This is a genomic window from Streptomyces bohaiensis (genome assembly GCF_012033785.1).
GTDB classification, from domain to species: domain Bacteria; phylum Actinomycetota; class Actinomycetes; order Streptomycetales; family Streptomycetaceae; genus Streptomyces; species Streptomyces bohaiensis.
Genome location: NZ_JAAVJC010000091.1, coordinates 1 through 17,493, shown reverse-complemented (window position 1 = coordinate 17,493; position 17,493 = coordinate 1). Strand labels below are relative to the sequence as shown.

At 70.2% G+C, this 17,493-nt stretch carries 15 protein-coding genes; 6 read left to right on the top strand and 9 right to left on the bottom strand.

The window, feature by feature from the left end; all coding sequences use genetic code 11:
• Positions 1-86 precede the first annotated feature (86 nt).
• Both HCN52_RS12545 and HCN52_RS12540 read left to right on the top strand, forming a co-directional pair.
• Positions 87-2,285, top strand: a complete 2,199-nt coding sequence (locus HCN52_RS12545) for an RNA degradosome polyphosphate kinase (protein ID WP_168088516.1) — start codon at positions 87-89, stop codon at positions 2,283-2,285.
• On the top strand, positions 2,269-2,718 hold the full coding sequence (locus HCN52_RS12540; RefSeq protein ID WP_312876665.1) for an NUDIX hydrolase: 450 nt from the start codon (positions 2,269-2,271) through the stop codon (positions 2,716-2,718). Before HCN52_RS12545 ends, HCN52_RS12540 begins: the two co-directional genes overlap by 17 nt.
• 165 nt (positions 2,719-2,883) lie before the next feature.
• Here the strand turns inward: HCN52_RS12540 and HCN52_RS25400 are convergent, their stop codons facing one another.
• The 4 genes from HCN52_RS25400 to HCN52_RS12520 form a co-directional block, all read right to left on the bottom strand.
• A complete protein-coding gene (locus tag HCN52_RS25400) occupies positions 2,884-3,885 on the bottom strand; it encodes a MerR family transcriptional regulator (protein WP_168088510.1) in 1,002 nt (333 codons plus the stop codon).
• A gap of 347 nt (positions 3,886-4,232) precedes the next feature.
• Positions 4,233-5,249 (bottom strand): DUF6924 domain-containing protein, encoded by a 1,017-nt coding sequence (locus tag HCN52_RS12530; protein WP_245175082.1) that lies wholly within the window; start codon positions 5,247-5,249, stop codon positions 4,233-4,235.
• A 363-nt stretch (positions 5,250-5,612) separates the two neighbouring features.
• Complete coding sequence (locus HCN52_RS12525) at positions 5,613-6,425, bottom strand: class I SAM-dependent methyltransferase (RefSeq protein ID WP_168088508.1); 813 nt, start codon at positions 6,423-6,425, stop codon at positions 5,613-5,615.
• A gap of 108 nt (positions 6,426-6,533) precedes the next feature.
• Positions 6,534-6,938, bottom strand: coding sequence for a VOC family protein (locus tag HCN52_RS12520; RefSeq protein WP_168088507.1), 405 nt, complete (start codon positions 6,936-6,938; stop codon positions 6,534-6,536).
• 292 nt (positions 6,939-7,230) lie between these two features.
• Here HCN52_RS12520 and HCN52_RS12515 point away from each other — a divergent pair, with 292 nt between their 5' ends.
• A complete protein-coding gene (locus tag HCN52_RS12515; protein ID WP_168088515.1) occupies positions 7,231-7,854 on the top strand; it encodes a nucleoside/nucleotide kinase family protein in 624 nt (207 codons plus the stop codon).
• A 144-nt stretch (positions 7,855-7,998) separates the two neighbouring features.
• Here HCN52_RS12515 and HCN52_RS12510 read toward each other — a convergent pair whose 3' ends face one another.
• The 3 genes from HCN52_RS12510 to HCN52_RS12500 form a co-directional block, all read right to left on the bottom strand.
• A complete protein-coding gene (locus HCN52_RS12510; RefSeq protein ID WP_168088506.1) occupies positions 7,999-8,406 on the bottom strand; it encodes a cupin domain-containing protein in 408 nt (135 codons plus the stop codon).
• 137 nt (positions 8,407-8,543) lie between these two features.
• Positions 8,544-11,141, bottom strand: a complete 2,598-nt coding sequence (locus HCN52_RS12505; protein WP_168088505.1) for an NACHT domain-containing protein — start codon at positions 11,139-11,141, stop codon at positions 8,544-8,546.
• A 95-nt stretch (positions 11,142-11,236) separates the two neighbouring features.
• Positions 11,237-12,460, bottom strand: coding sequence for a helix-turn-helix transcriptional regulator (locus HCN52_RS12500; RefSeq protein WP_168088504.1), 1,224 nt, complete (start codon positions 12,458-12,460; stop codon positions 11,237-11,239).
• Between the two features lie 619 nt (positions 12,461-13,079).
• On the opposite strand from HCN52_RS12500, the gene HCN52_RS12495 reads away from it, so the two are divergent.
• Positions 13,080-13,478 carry a hypothetical protein gene (locus tag HCN52_RS12495; protein ID WP_168088503.1) on the top strand — a complete coding sequence of 133 codons (399 nt, stop codon included), beginning with the start codon at positions 13,080-13,082 and terminating at the stop codon, positions 13,476-13,478.
• A 233-nt stretch (positions 13,479-13,711) separates the two neighbouring features.
• A complete protein-coding gene (locus HCN52_RS12490) occupies positions 13,712-14,476 on the top strand; it encodes a GNAT family N-acetyltransferase (protein ID WP_168088514.1) in 765 nt (254 codons plus the stop codon).
• 10 nt (positions 14,477-14,486) lie between these two features.
• Here HCN52_RS12490 and HCN52_RS12485 read toward each other — a convergent pair whose 3' ends face one another.
• Together HCN52_RS12485 and HCN52_RS12480 are read right to left on the bottom strand one after the other, a co-directional pair.
• Positions 14,487-15,116, bottom strand: coding sequence for a class I SAM-dependent methyltransferase (locus HCN52_RS12485; protein ID WP_168088502.1), 630 nt, complete (start codon positions 15,114-15,116; stop codon positions 14,487-14,489).
• A gap of 278 nt (positions 15,117-15,394) precedes the next feature.
• Positions 15,395-15,964: an MSMEG_1061 family FMN-dependent PPOX-type flavoprotein gene (locus tag HCN52_RS12480; protein WP_168088513.1), complete on the bottom strand. Its 570-nt coding sequence runs from the start codon at positions 15,962-15,964 to the stop codon at positions 15,395-15,397.
• A 249-nt stretch (positions 15,965-16,213) separates the two neighbouring features.
• On the opposite strand from HCN52_RS12480, the gene HCN52_RS12475 reads away from it, so the two are divergent.
• On the top strand, positions 16,214-17,299 hold the full coding sequence (locus tag HCN52_RS12475) for a FecCD family ABC transporter permease (RefSeq protein WP_168088512.1): 1,086 nt from the start codon (positions 16,214-16,216) through the stop codon (positions 17,297-17,299).
• Positions 17,300-17,493 lie beyond the last annotated feature (194 nt).

Here is a 17,493-nt window from a genome sequence, read left to right as displayed (position 1 = left end):
CGAGGCGCGGTAGAGGGCGTCGATGACCCGCTCGTCCACGATGGAGTTGACCTTGATCCGCACCGCCGCCGGGCGCCCCCCGCGACCTGTCCACCCGCACGGCGCCCACCGCCCCGACGACCGGTTCGGCGGTCGCCGTCGAGACGAGCCCGGAGCCGGCGGCCTTCCGCCCGCCGCACCCGGAGCAGTCCGCGGAGCCGCGCAGTCCCGAGCACGCCGAGCTGCCGCACGACCGGTTCCTGGACCGCGAGCGCAGCTGGCTGGCGTTCAACCAGCGGGTGCTGGAACTGGCCGAGGACGAGTCGACCCCGCTGCTGGAGCGCGCGCGCTTCCTGTCGATCTTCGCCAGCAACCTCGACGAGTTCTTCATGGTGCGCGTCGCCGGCCTCAAGCGGCGGATCGCGACCGGTGTCGCCACCCGGGCAGCGTCCGGCCGCCGCCCCCGCGACGTCCTGGAGACCATCTGGACCAGCAGCCGGGCGCTCATGGAGCGGCAGGCCGAGTGCTTCGAACGCACCGTCTCCCCGGCGCTGGCGGCCGAGGGCATCCATCTGCTGCGGTGGCCGGACCTCACCGAGCAGGAGCAGACGCGCCTGTTCTCGTTCTTCCGCAAGCGCATCTTCCCGGTGCTGACGCCGCTGGCCGTGGACCCGGCGCACCCCTTCCCCTACATCTCCGGGCTCTCCCTCAACCTCGCCGTGGTGGTCCGCAACCCCGCGACCGGCCACAAGCACTTCGCCCGCGTGAAGGTGCCGCCGCTGCTGGCCCGGTTCCTGGAGGCGTCGGCACAGCGCTACGTCCCGGTCGAGGACGTGATCGCCGCCCATCTGGAGGAGCTGTTCCCCGGAATGGAGGTACTCGACCACCACATCTTCCGGGTCACCCGGAACGAGGACCTGGAGGTCGAGGAGGACGACGCGGAGAACCTGCTCCAGGCGCTGGAGAAGGAGCTGCTGCGGCGCCGCTTCGGACCCCCGGTCCGGCTGGAGGTCGAGCGGTCCATCGACCGCGAGGTGCTGGACCTGCTGATCCGCGAGCTGAAGATCACCGAGGAGGAGGTCTACGCCCTCGCGGGCCCGCTGGACCTCACCGGCCTGGACGACATCGCCTCGCTGGACCGGCCCGAGCTGAAGTTCCCCAAGTTCATCGCCGGGACCCACCGCGACCTCGCGGAGGTCGAGTCGGCGACCGCGCCCGACATCTTCGGCGCGGTCCGCGAACGGGACGTGCTGCTGCACCACCCGTACGACTCCTTCTCCACCTCGGTGCAGCTGTTCGTGGAACAGGCCGCCGCCGACCCGGACGTCCTCGCGATCAAGCAGACCCTGTACCGGACCTCCGGCGACTCCCCGATCGTGGACGCCCTGATCGACGCCGCCGAGTCCGGCAAGCAGGTGCTGGTGCTGGTCGAGATCAAGGCGCGGTTCGACGAGCACGCCAACATCAAGTGGGCGCGCAAGCTCGAACAGGCGGGCTGCCACGTCGTCTACGGCCTCGTCGGCCTCAAGACGCACAGCAAGCTCTGCCTCGTCGTCCGGCAGGAGGGCGACCACCTGCGGCGCTACGCCCACATCGGCACCGGCAACTACCACCCGAAGACGGCCCGGATGTACGAGGACATCGGGCTGCTCACCGCCGACCCCGACGTCGGCGCGGACTTGTCCGACCTCTTCAACCGGCTGTCCGGTTACAGCCGTCGCGACAACTACCGCCGCCTGCTGGTCGCCCCGCGCTCGCTGCGGGACGGGTTGATAAGCAGAATCCGGCGGGAGGTCGTCAACCACCGGGAGGGCCGCCCGGCGGCGGTGCGGATCAAGGTCAACTCCATCGTGGACGAGCGGGTCATCGACGCCCTCTACCGCGCCTCGCAGGCGGGTGTTCCGGTCGACATCTGGGTGCGGGGCATCTGCGCGCTGCGTCCGGGGGTACCCGGACTGTCGGAGAACATCCGGGTGCGGTCGATCCTCGGCCGCTTCCTGGAGCACTCCCGGGTCTACGCGTTCGGCAGCGGTGGCGACACCGAGGTCTGGCTCGGCAGCCCCGACCTGATGCACCGCAACCTGGACCGGCGCATCGAGGTGCTGGTCAAGGTCGCCGACCCGGCACACCGGCACACCCTGAACCGCCTGCTGGCGACCGGGACGTCCGACTCCACCGCCTCCTGGCACCTGGGCCCGGACGGCGGTTGGACCCGCCACGCCGTCGATGAGGACGGCGCCCCACTGCGGGACATGCAAGAGACCCTCATCGAGGCACGGAGGAAACGACGTGGCAGCGGAAACTGAGCTGGTGCGCGCGGCCGGCTGCGTCCTGTGGCGCCGCCGACCGACCGACGGCGCGGTGGAGGTGGCCCTGATCCACCGCCCCCGCTACGACGACTGGTCGCATCCCAAGGGCAAGTTGATGGCGGGGGAGAGCGAGGCCGACGCGGCGGTGCGGGAGGTGCTGGAGGAGACGGGCATGCGGTGCGAACTCGGCGCCCGGCTCCCCACCACCCGCTACACGGCGGAGGACCGGCCCAAGGTCGTCACCTACTGGGAGGCGCGGGCGACCAGCGGGGCGTTCGTGCCCAACGACGAGGTGGACCGCATGGTCTGGCTCGCCCCGGCGACGGCCCGCCGCCACCTCAGCAACCCGTGGGACCGCCCGCTGCTCGACGCCGCCGCGGCGGCATGGGACGGCGAGACCCCCACACCGGCGGACGCCCCGACCGGCTGAGCGGGCGGCTGAACGGGCGGTCGGACGGTCGGGCGGGGGGCGGGGGCGGAGGCGGTCCCGTTCCCGCGCGGCTCCTGTCCCCGCGCGGCTCCAGCTCCGCACGGACGGCTCCGCCCGGTCCCCCGCGGCACCGGGCGGAGCCGTGCGGCGTCCGCAGGTGCCGCGTCAGGCCGCCGGCGACTCCCGGGCCGCGAGCTCGACGGCCAGCTCCATGCAGCGCAGCCGGGCCGGGGAGAAGTCGTAGGGCATCATGCCGACGGCCTCGGCGGCGCTGATCGCCCCGGGCTCGCGGCGGGCGGGCGCGTCGGCGGTGGCAGGGTGCGCCGCGTCCCAGGCGTCGAAGAGGGCCTCGTCCTCCTGCCCTTGGCCGGCCGCCTCCATGGCGGCGTTCAGCCTGCTCTCGAACGCGTGCCGTTCGCCGGCGACCCGTGCCACCCGCGGATCGTCGACGGCGACGCCGTCGTCGAGGGCCTCCTCGGCCGCGTCGATCCGGTCGGACTCCTCCCGCAGCGCCGGGTCCCGGGCCAGGGCGACGAAGCGGCCGGCCTGGACGGCCGCGCCGAGCGGGCCGAAGATCCGCTCGGTGACCAGCAGCGTGTCCAGGTCCGCCTGGCGCATCGAACCCTCGGGGGCGCCCCGGAGGCGTTCGGTGACCAGGTCGGAGAGCAGCCCCAGCCGGCTGCCCTCCGCGCGCATCCGCTGCACGGCGACGCGCTGCCGCCGCAGCTCCGCCTCCTGCGCGGCGAGAGCGTCCGCCAGCCGCTCCAGGGTGCCGGCGATCACGGCCTCGCGGTGCGTGCCCGAGTCCGTGTCCGTGTCCGTGTCCGCGTCCGCGTCCGGGGACGTTCCGTCGGGTGACGCGCAGGGGCCCGCACTGCCGGGCGCCGCGCCGGTGGGCGCCTCGCCGGGGGACTCAGCGCCGGGGCACTCCGCGCCGTTGGTGAAGGCGTCGCGGATGTCGTCGAGAGCGATCCCGGCATCGGCCATCCGGCGAATCCACAGCAGATTGATCATGTCCTCGTACCCGTAGCGGCGACGACCGTCGCCGCCGCGCGCGGGCTCGGGGAGCAGGCCGATCGCGTGGTAGTGGCGGATCGCCCGCGGCGTGGTGCCGGCGAAGGCCGCCGCGTCCCCGATGGTGACCTGGCGGGGTGACGTGATGCGCACGGACGTGGGCTGGAGCCTTCCTCGAAGGGTCGGGTGCAGCTCCAGCGCACCACATGCCGCTACGGCAGGTGCAACCCCGCCCGGACCGCCGCGCCGGCTGCGGCGCGGCGGGCGGCGGGAACGGGGTCGGTAGCGGGGACGGGTGCCCCTGGTGTGAGCCCCCGCCGAGTCCGTGGCGGCCGCCGCGTGCCGGTCCGGGCGCATCCGCGGTCGGGCGACCGGCGCCACCTCCGCGCCGCCGACCGGGGAGGCGCCGGGACGCGTGGGTGCGCGGGGCGCGCGGACGTGGCCGAGGTTCGGCCTGTCGCCCGCGCGCCCGTCACCGGCGGTGCGGCGGCAGACCCCCGCTACTCGCGGAACTCGTCCAGGTCCATGTTGGCCAGCCCCAGGTTGGGCAGCATGGAGCCGACCGTGTCCGCGTCGACGCGGAAGTGCAGCCCGATGTCGTCCATCATCGGCATCACCAGGACGCGGTTCCCCGGTTCGCGCAGTGTGACGGCGTCGGCGAGCAGCACCACGTCCGCGATGATGCCGTCGCTGCCCCGGTTCCGAGTCTGGGCCATGACCTGCTCGGGGGTGGCACCCTCGAACGCCGGGTCGTCCACGAACTCGATCGCGTCGCCGTAGCCGTCCTCGTCCTCCGGGTACGGCGCCGACACCGCGGCGACCAGGGCGGCCCAGGCCGCGTCGTCGCCGAAATCGGTGCGAACCAGCAGGTCGCGATCGCTGCCGAGCAGGGGCAGCGGCTGCTGCGGCCGGGTGTAGAGGGGCGGGTCGTCGCTGGTCTCCAGGGCGGCGCCGGCCGGTTCGTACAGGGCGTCCTCGGTCACCTCGTCGCCGTCCTCCACCTCCCACTCGGGTTCGGTGGGCGCGTCCTCGGCGAACTGCTCCAGCTGGTAGGAGGTACCGGGCTGGTGCAGCACCAGGTAGGCCATGGCTGCCTGCCGCGGCGTGATCCAGAACGCCGCAACCTCCGGCTCCTCCTCGTCCCCGTCCTCCTCGTCCTGGTCCTCGTCGTCGTCCTGGTCGTCGTCCTGGTCCTCGTCCTCGTCGTCGCTGTCCAGCAACGGGGCGAAGGCCAGCAGCGGGCGAAGTTCTTCGTTGACCGTCGTCCGGTCGTCGGTCAGCAGCACCAGGTCCGGGGTCCAGGTGCCGGCGGCCGCCAGCGCCTCGGCCACCTCATCGGCGTCGGCACCGCGCCACCCCGGTTCATGGGCCACCACGAGGCGGCGGGGGATCGTGTCGCCTCGGTCCGCGCCGTCGGGGCCGGTGCCGTCAGGGCGGCACCGGCCGGGCAGTTCACCCATGCGGGAGAGGACGTCCTCCCAGACCGAGTCGTCGTCCCCGGTGCGTATGAGCAGCATTCCGGGAACCCGGCCGGTCGGGTCGGCGGGAGGGAGAGGGAGCGGGGGCCGCATGGGCTGACACCTCGTCGGATTGTCGGAGCGAGGGCCAATTCCTACCACCGGGCGGTGACACCGCCCGCCGTCGCCCCGGCCTTGCTGCCCCGACGTCCGTCGGCGTGCCCCCTGCCATGCCCACCCGGTCGCGCCGGCGGCTCTCGGCGTCCTGGCTGCGGCCGTCGCCCGGTCGCGAGGGTGCCGAAGGGCTGGGCGCCCCGCCGCACCTCGGAGGACGTGGCGCGGGGCTCTCGCCCGGGCGGGCGGCTGCGTCGGCAGCTGTGTCTCCGCGCCGGTCGCCGCCGTGCCGCCGTGTGGCGTCGCCCGTCAGCTGCCGCGCGGTGCGACCGCGTCCCAGCGCACCGTGATCTCCCCCTGCCGCCAGCGGCGCGGCCCGTCGGTGAGCGGCCAGTCGGCGGCGACCGCGCGGGCGGTCGCGATCCACCGCTGCCGGGCGCCCAGCGCGCCGTACGGTGCGGCGGCGGCCCAGGCGCGGTCCAGGTCGCGCAGCAGCGCGTGCACGGGTTCGCCCGGCACGTTGCGGTGGATCAGCGCCTTGGGGAGCCGTTCCGCGAGGTCGGACGGGGTGACCAGCCCCGCGAGACGCGCCGCGAAGGTGACCGTGCGAGGGCCCTCGCGGTCGAGCGCCACCCAGACGTGGCGGCGACCGATCTCGTCGCACGTTCCCTCCACCAGCAGCCCCCCGGGAGCCAGCGCGCCGGTCAGCCGCGCCCAGGCCGCGGGCACGTCCGCCTCGTCGTACTGCCGCAGCACGTTGGCGGCGCGGATCAGCAGCGGGGGAGGGGTGCCGGACGGCAGTGGCACCTCGAAGCCGCCGCGCAGGAACCGCAGCCCGTCCCGCTGGTACGGCAGCGCGGCGGCCACCCGCGCCGGGTCGATCTCCACCCCGGCGACCTGCGCGTCCTCCCGCACCGTGCGCAGCCGCCCCAGCAACTCCACGGCGGTCCACGGCGCCGCGCCGTAGCCGAGGTCCACTGCCAGCGGCGGGGTCGCGCTGCCGCGCAGCGCCGCGCCGTGTGCGTCGGCGATCCACCGGTCCATGCGGCGCAACCGGTTCACCCCGGTCGTCCCCCGGGTGATCGTGCCCATGGGGCGGGACGGCGGGCGGGCGGCGTGCATGGACCCAAGCCTAGGCCGGAGTCCCGGCCCGCTGCCGCCGCCGCCCGCCCGCTGCCGTCCGGCCCTGGCCGGGCGCGCTTCGCGGGCCGGCGGCCGGACGGTGGCGGCTCAGCTGCTCCAGCGGCGCTCGGTGAGGACGACCCGGTACCCGTCGGGGTCCGCGAGCGTGACGCCCTGCCGGTCCCAGTAGGGATTGTGGGACGGCACGACGGTGCCGCCGTGCTCGGTGGCGCGGGCCACGAACGTCTCGGAGACCGGCTTCCCGAGGTAGACGACCAGCAGGTCCTCCGACGTGGGCGCGGGAACGACGACGTCGTGTTCACTCGCGGTCAGTTCGAGATGCCAGGCCGCGCCCTCCGGCCCCACCATCAGCAGGTCGCGTTCGCCGGCCTCGGGACGCCCCGTCGCCCGGTACAGCACGGCCAGCCCCAGGCCGCCGACGTAGAACCGCTCGGCGGCGTCGAGATCCAGCGAGGGCCGCCCGATACGGATGGTGCAGTGCGACTCGATCATGCGTCCCTGTTCCTCTCGTCGGTCTCTTCTCGGCCCTGCGGGGACCGGGCAACTGACGGGACGGGCGCGGGCCGCGCCCCTTTACTGATCGTTTCAGAATGAGATCGGCGCTGCGACTGGTTCCGGCGATCTTGGCAGGCTCCGTCAGTTCAAACGCCTACGAATCCGCTACGAACGCCGTGCCGACCTCCACCACGGTCTCCTGCAACTGCCTGCTGCATCATCTGTCTCCGCCGACTGCAGACGCAGTCCCAGAAGGATCAGTAGGGTCGTCGGTGTGCGCGATCTACGAGTGGTCCTGATCGGCGGGACATCGAACGTCGGGAAGTCGACCGTCGCCAAAGAGGTGGCGGCAAGAATCGGGTTCGCGTACCTGAGTACTGACGCGATGGCGCGGCACCCGGGCCGGCCCTGGAGAACCCCGGAGTCGGAGGTGCCAGCGCACGTCGCTGAGCACTACGGATCACTTACGGTGGACGAGCTGATCACGTCTGTCATCGACCACTACGATCGGCTCTGGCCCCGCATCGAAGAGCTGATCACGGCTCGTGCAGCCAGTAACCGCGGCAGTCCGGGCCTGGTTTTGGAGGGGTCGGCACTCTGGCCCGCCCGCGTCGCCGGGCTACAGGTCCCGCACGCGGCAGCCGTATGGCTCACCACTGACGACTCCCTGGTACGCGCCCGCGTTCACGCTGCGGGCTCCTATGAAGCAGCCGCAGACGAGGAACGGGCCCTGATGGACAAGTTCCTGGCCCGCACGGAGCGGTACCAGGCACTGATGATCGAGGCCATCGACGGGCTGGGCCTGGCTCGCATCGACGCGGGCGGCGGACAGTCCGCCGGGGAACTGGCTGACACCGTGCTCGCGGCAGTCGACGCGCAGACCGCGCTGGGACGGTCATCCACCGGTCGGTGACCATTCATGGCGGCTCACCTACGGCACATCCCGGCGCCAAGCGCCCCACCAGCTCATGGTGAAACGACCAGGTGCGGCCGTGGCACCCTTCCCGCACTGGCCGGAGCACCGCCGCTCGGGCGCACGGCCGCAAGGGCGGCGGTCTCAGCTCTCCTGTGACGGCGCCGCGCGGGCCTCGTCAGCTGCCTGCTGGCGGACGGCGTAGCCGGGGACCGAGGGCCAGCGGACGGTGAGCACCACTGACTCCTCCTCCGCGTACCAGGAGTGGTCCACGCCCTTGCCCCAGACGACGTAGTCGCCCTGCTCGGCCAGGACCACGCTGCGCCCGGGCAGCTCCACCCGGAACCGGCCGCTGATCAGCACCAGCAGCGCCGTCCGCTCCTCGCCGCGCACCCACTCCGCCCGCTCGTCGCCGGGCGGGTGGATGCCCCACTTGATCTCCAGGGCATCACTGTGGCGGGGGTCGCCGAGCTCCTTGAAGTGACCCAGAAGCCAGCCCCGGTCCAACGGCGCGTCCTTGCCGGCGTTCCCCACGTACACGGTGTCGTTCATACGACCGGATGCTAGACGGCCACCGCCACGGCACGCGCACCGTGCTTCTGTCCCCAGTTCCCGTCGGCAGCACGTCGGCGGCGAAGAACCGGTACGGTCCTGCTGTGACCCGGACACTCTTGCTTGTGCCGCTCCTCTTAATCGGCAGTGAAGACTTTTGAGAGCTCTCCTTTTTGGCGGTCTAGCCCTAGAATCTCAACATTTCGCGGTACGGTGATCCGAGCGAGAGAGCTCACGCTAGAAAGGGAAGAGAGGTCTACTGAGTCTAGGTGGGTAGAGACCTGAACATGTCTCAGGTTCTCGAAGACTTTCAACCAAGACCAGTCACTGTTCTCCTCGATAGAGATTTGGGCACTCTGGAGCCTGCTGCTCTTTCCGAGTCTAATCCCATGCGCGTCGCTGAAGTCGCCTCGAAACTCTGCTTCGCGCACTCCTCCCTGTGCGTCCACGATGGCTATTTCAGTGCTGCTCGAAAAGGGGAAACGGAAGTCGTCTTTCCTTATGTGCTCGATTACCTCTTCGGCGTAGTAGTTTGTGTCGAACAGTCGCCAGGCGCGCGCTAATTCTCGCCGAACCTTCACGTCCTCCACTTGGCGGTACTTGACAAGTACGGGAAGAGCTGCGTCTGTGGCGATACGTGTTGCCGTCAAGACGCAGTAGTACCTTTCTTCTGGAGTAATCTCCTCCGGTCTCGGCAGAAGCTCTAGAACGACAGGGCCAGCTGCGGTGAGTGCGGTTACCTGAGGCATCGACCGTGGCGGGAGTAGCTTCGCTGCTTGCGTCTGCACTTCAAGCCATACCTGAGGATCGAGCTCCGTGGCGTGTTCGAGGCAGGCGGCGGCGAGGAGATGAAATCGCTGGGCGGTGGGTGCCTGGTTTCCCCGCTTCATGATTGCTTTTAGTATTCGGGCGCGCTCTGCCGGGCGTGCGTGAGCGACGGCCATCCTAAGAACATCTTCCCACTGATCGAGGTGTGCTTTTGATACGAGAAAGTCAAAGTCTAGCTCTTCTACGGCTGCTTTAGCCCCGAGGAAGTCCTGGAATGTGCGATGGATGAATTCAACTTTTTGCACAGTCGGCTCGCGCAGGAGGCCGCTTCTGACCAAGAAGTGTCGGTAGACGTCCTCGGCCTTCCATGCGTCATCAATATGCTGCATTGTTGGTATGACTTGATCGAGCAAGGAAATCGTGTCGGATCTGCTGATCTCGACTCTGGAATTCTTGATCATCCAGTATGCGAGTTTCTGTGCAATTCTGACCTGGGAGATCTCGTTGATTCTCGGAGCCCCGCTGGTGTCGATACCTCGCTCTCGATCCCGTCGCGCAAGGAGCATGCTCAATGCGGCGTCGTACATCTCTTTTCTGCTGTCCGGTAGATATCCTCGTCGATCACGATGCAGTGCACAGATCAGAGCGCACATCAGTGGGTTGTTCGCGAGATTGCCGAGATCGGGCTTGCTCCAGATGACGTGCTGGAGAGATTTGGCGTAACTGTCGCCAACGCCTGCGGCATCGTGCCAGTGGACAATGAATGCTGCGACGTTTTCACGTGTCATAGGCATCAGGTCTACTTCGGTGAAACCCTCATTGCCAAGCCAGGACTCGCGGACAGCAGATGGGCGTGAGGTGACAAGCCATCGGTTGTTTGGGTAGGCTCTCGTGAGGCCTCTGAGCCAATTTCTGACTGCGAATCGACGAGACTCTTCTATTTCGTCTATGCCGTCTACTAGGACGAGGCCTCTTCCCTCGGATAAAACGCGAGCCGCCCAGCCGTCCGGTTGGGAATCTGCTATCGGGCAGCCGACCACCTCAAGGAAATCTGCGGGGGACGGAAGCTTTGTCAGTCTGCGCAGGGGGAGCGAGATGGCAACGAGGTCTTTGAGGTAGTGGGTCTTTTCGTCCCTTGTGCTTCGGCACGTCGCGGTGGCGAGCCATTGAATTAGTGTTGTCTTTCCTGAACCTGCGACGCCACGAAGTAGCACTTTGTCATGAGCTGCCAGTACTTGTTCTGCGTGTATCAATTCGCCATTCTTGTGCGCCTGAAGGCTGAGGTAAGCGGCTCCCAGCGGCCAGCGATCCGGGCTCTCCGTCAAGTCCAGGCCGAATATACTGAGTTCTCCGTGGTGATCTTCAATATAGTGGTTATATCTCCGTTCGAACTTGGAGTCTCCTGGAGCTGGCTCCCTCATGATCAAGCTGTCGACCTTGAGTAGGAGTTCGTTAAGAGACCTTGTCTGTTCGACGAGGGTTCGGGCGATAAAAGTAGAACGCTGTGTGAAGAAGTGCAGGATGTGAAGAGAGGCTGCCCGGACTACGCTCTCATGCAGGTAAATGGCGTCACGAGATAGACCCATGGTTGAACTCGGTGAAGATGTAAGTAGGAGTTGAGTAAGTCGACGTTCGCCCAGTTGAACTGCCTGAACGTCGCTCATTTCCAGGTCACCCAAGGAGCGGAGTGTGTGAATCACTGCATTCTTTACCGCGGCGACTTCGTAGCCTGGGAGCTGTTCCTCGGGCCCTTGGGACTTGAGGGCGCGCTCGACCAACTCTTCCCCTATGCGGGTCATTTCGGAATCTGAGAGGGAATCTTTCTCCCCTTTGAATGCAACCAGATCGGATACTCGCACTGGTTTATAGACTAGCCCGGCGCCAGGGCCGTCTCTCCGGAAGAGTCTTTTAATGAGAGGTGCTGCGAACGCGCTGGCTATCCTTGCGCCGGCCGCTATGGGGTCCATTGGATTTCACCTTGATCTTTGGCAGGGTTTCTCTTTGTGGTTATCTTGGTCGCTCGCCCGGCGGTCTAATTGGCGTGTTCAAGGATTCTGCCCACTCATCCCCTCTGTCCCGGTACTGCCTTCATCTCCTCGTACGCGTCGCGCAGCTCTGCCGCTTCCGGCAGGTTCCTGCTTTCGACCGACGTGACGATTTCCAGGGCGCGCCAGTGGTTGGACGGGACGATGCGGCCCGACAGTATGCCGCGCTGCGCTGCGGCGCTTGCCTCGTCCAGGCGGTCGGCGGCCAGCAGCGTCAGGGCCAGGTCGATGTGTGCCGACGCCGCTCGTCGCGGCATTCTCCCGGCTCCCTTCCGAGGCGTCAGATGGTCGATGACTTCGCGTGCGTAGCCTTCGGCCGCCGGGTCGCCGATCCACGCCAGCGTGGTGGCGGTGTAGGCCACCGACTTTCCGGGGTCGTACTGGTAGTGGTGTTCGGGCGCACGGACCAGGGACAGTGCGGCTGCCTCGTTCTGCACCCGATCCACCGCCAGGTAGGTCTCTCGACGATGGCCGAGGCGGGCACGCACGCGACCTTCCTGGGCTGCGGCCTGAATCGCGACCGAGCTGCCGGCGGGTGCGGTGTGCCGCGCGCGCAGGGAGAGGTCCAGCGCCCGCCGATGGTCGCCGTCCGTGAGGACGCGCCAGGCCTCCGTCTCGTAGCACCAGGACTCGATCTCCGCGTCGCCCGCGTGCCGGCCCAGCGCGACCGCCGTGTTCAGCCGTGCCGTGGCCGGGCCGGGCTGGTTGAGGTCGATGTGCAGGGTGGCGCCGAGCAGCGAGAGCCACCCGCCGAGGGCGAGAAGCCTCTGGTGCTCTGCGAGCGTCTTGCGGGCTTCCAGGAGGTGACCGACGTAGGAGATGTGCTTGCGGACGCGTTCGAGCAGCTCCAGCGGCGGCATGACCGGGTATGCCGTCGCCAGTTCCTCGAACGCCAGCTCAAGCCGGCGCAACGTCTCGGCGCCCACATCGCTTGCCTGCACCCGTCTGGCCAGCTCCAGGGCTTGCAGTTCATCGTCCGCGTCGGAGAAGTGGGGAGCTCCCAGCCAGCGGTCGGCGTCGGACGGGCGCGTCTCCGCGGTGATCAGGAGCGCGGACAGCTCGTCCGGAGCGACGCCCAGCAGGTCTGCCATCCTCGGGCGCTGCGTCGGGTGCGGCTCTCCCTCCCCACGCTCCCAGCGCTGGACGGTGGTGCGGTCGACTCCCAGCGCGTGTGCGAACGACTCCTGGGTGAATCCACGCGACTTGCGGTGGCGCGCGAGCTCCGACCGTCTGTCCGTCATGGCACCTCCGCTGCAACAACGCGTGCCCTGATCACGCTACCCGATGCGGCACACACGCAGCGTAAGTGCGGCTTCCGTGCAGTGGTAGCGGGCGTGGTGGCGGGCGAGCCTGTTCCTGAGAGATCGACAGCTCCTTTCCGGGGTGCTGCGAAGCCTGGGGCGCCGGAGTGGGGCCAGTACACGCAGGAAGGCAGGAAACCGTGACCGAGAGCAGGTCGCACGGCCGCGCGGAAGCCGCCGGGCCACGGATGGGCACGGCTCGCACCCTCGCGCGGCCGGAGTGGCGAGTTCAGGACGGGGCCTTCTGCGCTGTCGTTGCCGGAGGGGTGCAGACGAGTGGCCGACGCTGAGCACGGTGCCGAGCGCGACGCAGAAGGGCCGACGCACCCCTCCGCCCCCGACGACGCGAGCGGCAGGGCATTAGCTGAACTCGCTTCGCGATGGCGAGAGTTGAGCCGCGTCATTGAGGCTCATCTCAAGGAGCTGAGGAGCCGGTGAGCGCAGGTCGACGCGCGTGGCTTTCCACGGTCTCGACCGGCGGGACGCTGTCACGGGAACGCCGCCCGCCCGCGTCCAGTCGACGGGCGGCGGGCAGCACGGCTCGGACGGAGACGCCACGGTGACCGCTGGGTTCACCGTCGACGGCTACTGGGCGGAGGCGAAGGTGCGGTCGCCGGAGGCGGGTGGGGAGTGGTACCTGTCCGGTGCCTGGCTGGACACACCCGAGGAGGCCGTGGCGTGGCTCCGTGGTGAGGCGGACCGGCTTGCGGCTGTGCTGGAGTCGGCGGACGCCGACCCGGCCGAGGAGGACTGCGGTTACGCCTGCCCGGTGTCCGTGGTCTTCCGCGAGTGGGCGGCCGACGCGGAGTTCCGCGCGGTGCAGTGCGCTGCGCTGGCGGAGGGGCAACCCGTCAGCGCCAACGCCAGGGGTATGGACCGCATCTGGGGTGCTGAGAGCGTCGAAGTCCTCTACTCGCTCTCTGCCCGCCCGCTCCTGCGACCCCCGCCGAATCGATGACGGCTTGACGCGGCGCCGCCCGAGCCCGTCCCTGCCGGGACAGCGGGCTGGAGAGGGCCGGGCGCGAACACTCCATCGGCGTCGCCGTGACGGCGACGCCGCCTGGGGCGTGTATCGGAAGCGCTGGTCGCCGGCGTGGCACCGCCTAAATGGCATGCGGCCTTCGCTCGGTCGTGCTGGTATCGGTCCCTGTGAACGACTACTTTCCCGATGAAGCCGACCTGGCCGACAGGATGGAACGGAACCTGGCGGAACACGCCTGCCATCTGCACCGGAGCATGTCCGGTGCGACCGTCACGGAGGCCGACGACCTGCTGGTCGCGGACAGCGGCCTGGACGACGACACGTTCAACATCGTCGCCGCGGCCCGCCTCACCGCCGACGATGCCGCGGCCCGTATCTCCGAGACCGTCGGGACACTGGCCGGTACCGGCCGCAGTTTCTCCTGGTGGGTGGGGTCTGCCTCGACGCCGACAGACCTCACCTCCCGCCTGACGGCAGCCGGCCTGCCGGTGGCCGAGCGTGAGACGGCCATGTGGGCCGAGCTGGGCGACACCCCGCCGATTCCCGCTGCCCCGGGTCTCCACATCCGAACGGTGACCACGCCCGAGCAGCTCGCCGACTACGCCACGGTCCTCGCCGCGAACTGGAACCCGCCCGCCGAGACCGTCCGCGACTTCTTCGCCCGGGCTGCTTCCCGTGCGCTGGCCGCGACCTGCCCGGCCCGGTACCTGGTGGGCTACGTGGAGAACCGTCCGGTCTGCTCCGCCGAGGTGTTCCACCACGCCGGAGTCACCGGCGTCTACAACATCTCCACCCTGGCCGCCCACCGCCGGCGCGGTTACGGCGGAGCCATCACGCTCGCGGCCCTTCACGCTGCCCGCGAGCGAGACCAGGGCATCGCGGTCCTGCAGGCATCGGCCGACGGCGAGCCCGTGTACCGCCGCCTGGGGTTCCGCGTCTGCGGTCAGTTCGTCGAACACGACATCACCACCTGACGCCGGGGGCTCAGGCGCGGCGGGCGAGGATGTGGGCGTCGAGGAAGCCGCGTTCGGACTGCGGGTCGTGGATCAGCTTCGCCACCACGAAGAGGCCTGCTTCGGCGGTGAGTTCCGCGAGTCGTTCGACCGGCCAGCTGTAGGCGGGTGTCACCTTGTGGTCGAAGCGGACCGGTTCCGGCTCCTCCGTCGCGAAGAACGAGGCGAGGAGCAGGCCGCCGGCTGCCAGGACGCGGGCTTGTTCGGCGAGCAGGCCGGGCAGTTCGCTCGGCGGGGTGTGGATCATCGAGTAGTGCGCCAGGGCGCCGCCGAGGGTGCCGTCCGCCAGCGGCAGGGACTCCATCCGTGCCTGGGCGAAGCGCCGTTTGGGGTGGGCCCGGCGAGCGTGGGCCAGCATGCCGGGGGAGAGGTCGAGCCCGAAGGCGTCCAGGCCGAGGCCGGCGAGCATGTCCGTCAGGTGGCCCGGGCCGCACCCGAGGTCGGCGGTGCGAAGGCTGCCCGTCTCCCGGACCAACTCGGCGAAGGTGCCGATCATGTTCCGTGAGAACGGCTGGTGCTCCAGGCCGTTGGCGAACGCCGCCGCGTAGCGGGCGACGACGCCGTCGTAGGCCGCGCCCGTCTCGTCCTGGTGTCGTGTCACGGCAGGAGGCTACTCCGCCGCCCCGGCCCCACCTCCGACCCCGCCCTGCGTCCCTACCCCCGCGCTTCCGTCGAGGGCCGCCGCGCCGCTGTCTGCCGTGCGGTCACCTCCCCCGTGGGGTGACCGCACGGCAGACAGCGGCGCGGGGAACAGCGGAGCTGGGCAGTTCGGCGCGAGCGCAGCGGGGTTGAGCCCACCGGCAGGGGCCGCACCTCAGCGGGGGCGTCAGCGGGACGGTGCGCCCGGCCGCGCCGTGCGTCCTGCGGCGGCCGGAACCGTCACTCGTCGTACGGCCAGTTGCTGGTGTCCCACAGCTTGGCGCGGCGCAGCGAGGCGGGGCAGTGGCGGTAGATCTCGTCGATCTCCACGACGGTCGCCAGCACCGGGCGGCGGCCGCGGTGGGCCATCGCGTCGAAGAACGGCCCGTCGGTGACGATCGTGGCGCGGCCGTTGACGCGCAGCACCTCGGAGCTGCCCGGCACCAGGAACAGCAGGCCGACGTGCGGGTTCTCCAGGATGTTGCGGAAGTTGTCGCCGCGGCGGTTGCCGGGTCGGTCGGGCAGCGCGATGGTCGAGGGCCCGAGTATCTGCAGCGAGCCGGACTCGATCCCGCGGGGGGAGGCGTCGCAGTTGCCGGCCGCGTCGGCGGTCGAGACGACGCAGAACGGCGAGCGGGCGAGGACCGACAGGTCGTCCTCGGTCAGCTCGGCGTGGACCTTCTCGATGACGAGCGGGTGCGGGGTGCCGAGCAGCTCGGAGAGCTCGTCGGCGTCGCGGAGGGGGACGATCGGGGCCGCCGCCGGGGGCTTCGTCTCTTCCGTCGCGGTCCTCTGCTCCGGAGCGGCGATCGCCTCGGTCACGTCCAGCACGTCGTACTCCCGTCGGATACCCCAGTGGTGCAAAGTAAGGTTAGGCTAACCTTCTGCCCGGGTGTGCACCGGGTCCATGCCCGCGTGCGCCGGTAGGCGACGTCTTCATCGTACGGACACTTGGTGAGTGCAACGAGCAGCAGGTCCCCAGTGCGGGGCGAGCCCGGCCCCGGCCGGTCCGGAGAGACCGGGCCGACCGGCCCGGCCGACCGTACCCGCCGCGTCCCCCTGACGAAACCCGGCGGGACGGACGGCCCCGCGGGCCCCGGGCACCCTGGTGCGACGCCGGCGTCCGCTCCGGCCCGACGCACGCGCCGCCCCGCGGTCCTCACCCTCGGTCTCGTCGGCCTGCTGGTCGTCCTCGCGGCGCTCACCTGGGCCAGCCTCGTCAACGGCTCCGGCCCGGCAGGCGCCGCCGACGTCCGTGACGCCTTCCTCGCCAAGGACCTGACCCAGCACGGGCAGCTCATCGTCTGGGAGGTGCGTGTCCCGCGCACCATCGCCGGGCTGCTCGCCGGACTCGCGCTCGGCCTCGCCGGCGCGGTGATGCAGGGCGTCGCGCGCAACCCGCTGGCCGACCCCGGCATCCTCGGCGTCAACGCCGGCGCCGCCGTCGCCGTCGTGCTCGCCATCACGCTGCTCGGCCTCAACTCCGCCAACCAGTACATCTGGTTCGGCTTCCTCGGCGCGCTGCTCGCCTCGGTGATGGTCTACGGCATCGGCTCCCTCGGCCGCGACGGCGCCACGCCCGTGAAGCTGGCGCTCGCCGGCGCCGCCACCAGCGCCGTCCTCGGCTCCATCACCACGGCGATCCTGCTGACCGACTCGCGCACCTTCGACCACTACCGGTTCTGGCAGGTCGGCTCCCTCACCGCCCGCGACGCGGACGTGCTCTGGCTCGCCGTACCGTTCATCTTCTTCGGCACGGTCGCCGCGCTCGGACTCGGCGGCTCCCTCAACGCCCTGGCACTCGGCGACGACCTCGCCCGCGCACTGGGCCAGCGGGTCGGCCGTGCCCGACTCGGCGCGGCCGCCGCCGTGGTGCTGCTCTGCGGCTCCGCCACGGTCGTCGCCGGGCCCATCGCCTTCCTCGGCTTGATCGTGCCGCACGCCGTCCGCACCTTCACCGGCCCCGACTACCGGTGGGTGCTGCCGTACAGCGCCCTCGCCGCCCCCGCGCTGCTGCTGACCGCCGACCTCGTCGGCCGGTTCCTCGCCTCACCCGGCGAGGTGCAGGTCGGCGTCGTCACCGCCGCCATCGGCTGCGTGCCGTTCGTGCTGCTCGTCCGCCGCCACCGGCTGGCCGAGCTGTGACCGCCCCCGGCGGCCGGACCGCCCGACCTCAGGACCACCACCCGGAGCGGAAGACCACCGTGCGTGAGACCCCCGCGAACCTCGGCGCGGCCACCACCGGCGGCGGCGCCCCGCGCACCGGCGCCCCGCAGACCACCGCCCCGCAGACCACCGCCCCGCAGACCACCGCCCCGCAGGCCACCGCCACGGCCGGC

What these genes read in the sequence shown, in the direction of transcription:
- HCN52_RS12530 (WP_245175082.1), bottom strand. Translation starts at nt 5,249, where the DNA reads ATGCTGCTCATACGCACCGGGGACGACGACTCGGTCTGGGAGGACGTC.
- HCN52_RS12525 (WP_168088508.1), bottom strand. Translation starts at nt 6,425, where the DNA reads ATGCACGCCGCCCGCCCGCCGTCCCGCCCCATGGGCACGATCACCCGG.
- HCN52_RS12520 (WP_168088507.1), bottom strand. Translation starts at nt 6,938, where the DNA reads ATGATCGAGTCGCACTGCACCATCCGTATCGGGCGGCCCTCGCTGGAT.
- HCN52_RS12510 (WP_168088506.1), bottom strand. Translation starts at nt 8,406, where the DNA reads ATGAACGACACCGTGTACGTGGGGAACGCCGGCAAGGACGCGCCGTTG.
- HCN52_RS12505 (WP_168088505.1), bottom strand. Translation starts at nt 11,141, where the DNA reads ATGGACCCCATAGCGGCCGGCGCAAGGATAGCCAGCGCGTTCGCAGCA.
- HCN52_RS12500 (WP_168088504.1), bottom strand. Translation starts at nt 12,460, where the DNA reads ATGACGGACAGACGGTCGGAGCTCGCGCGCCACCGCAAGTCGCGTGGA.
- HCN52_RS12490 (WP_168088514.1), top strand. Translation starts at nt 13,712, where the DNA reads ATGGAACGGAACCTGGCGGAACACGCCTGCCATCTGCACCGGAGCATG.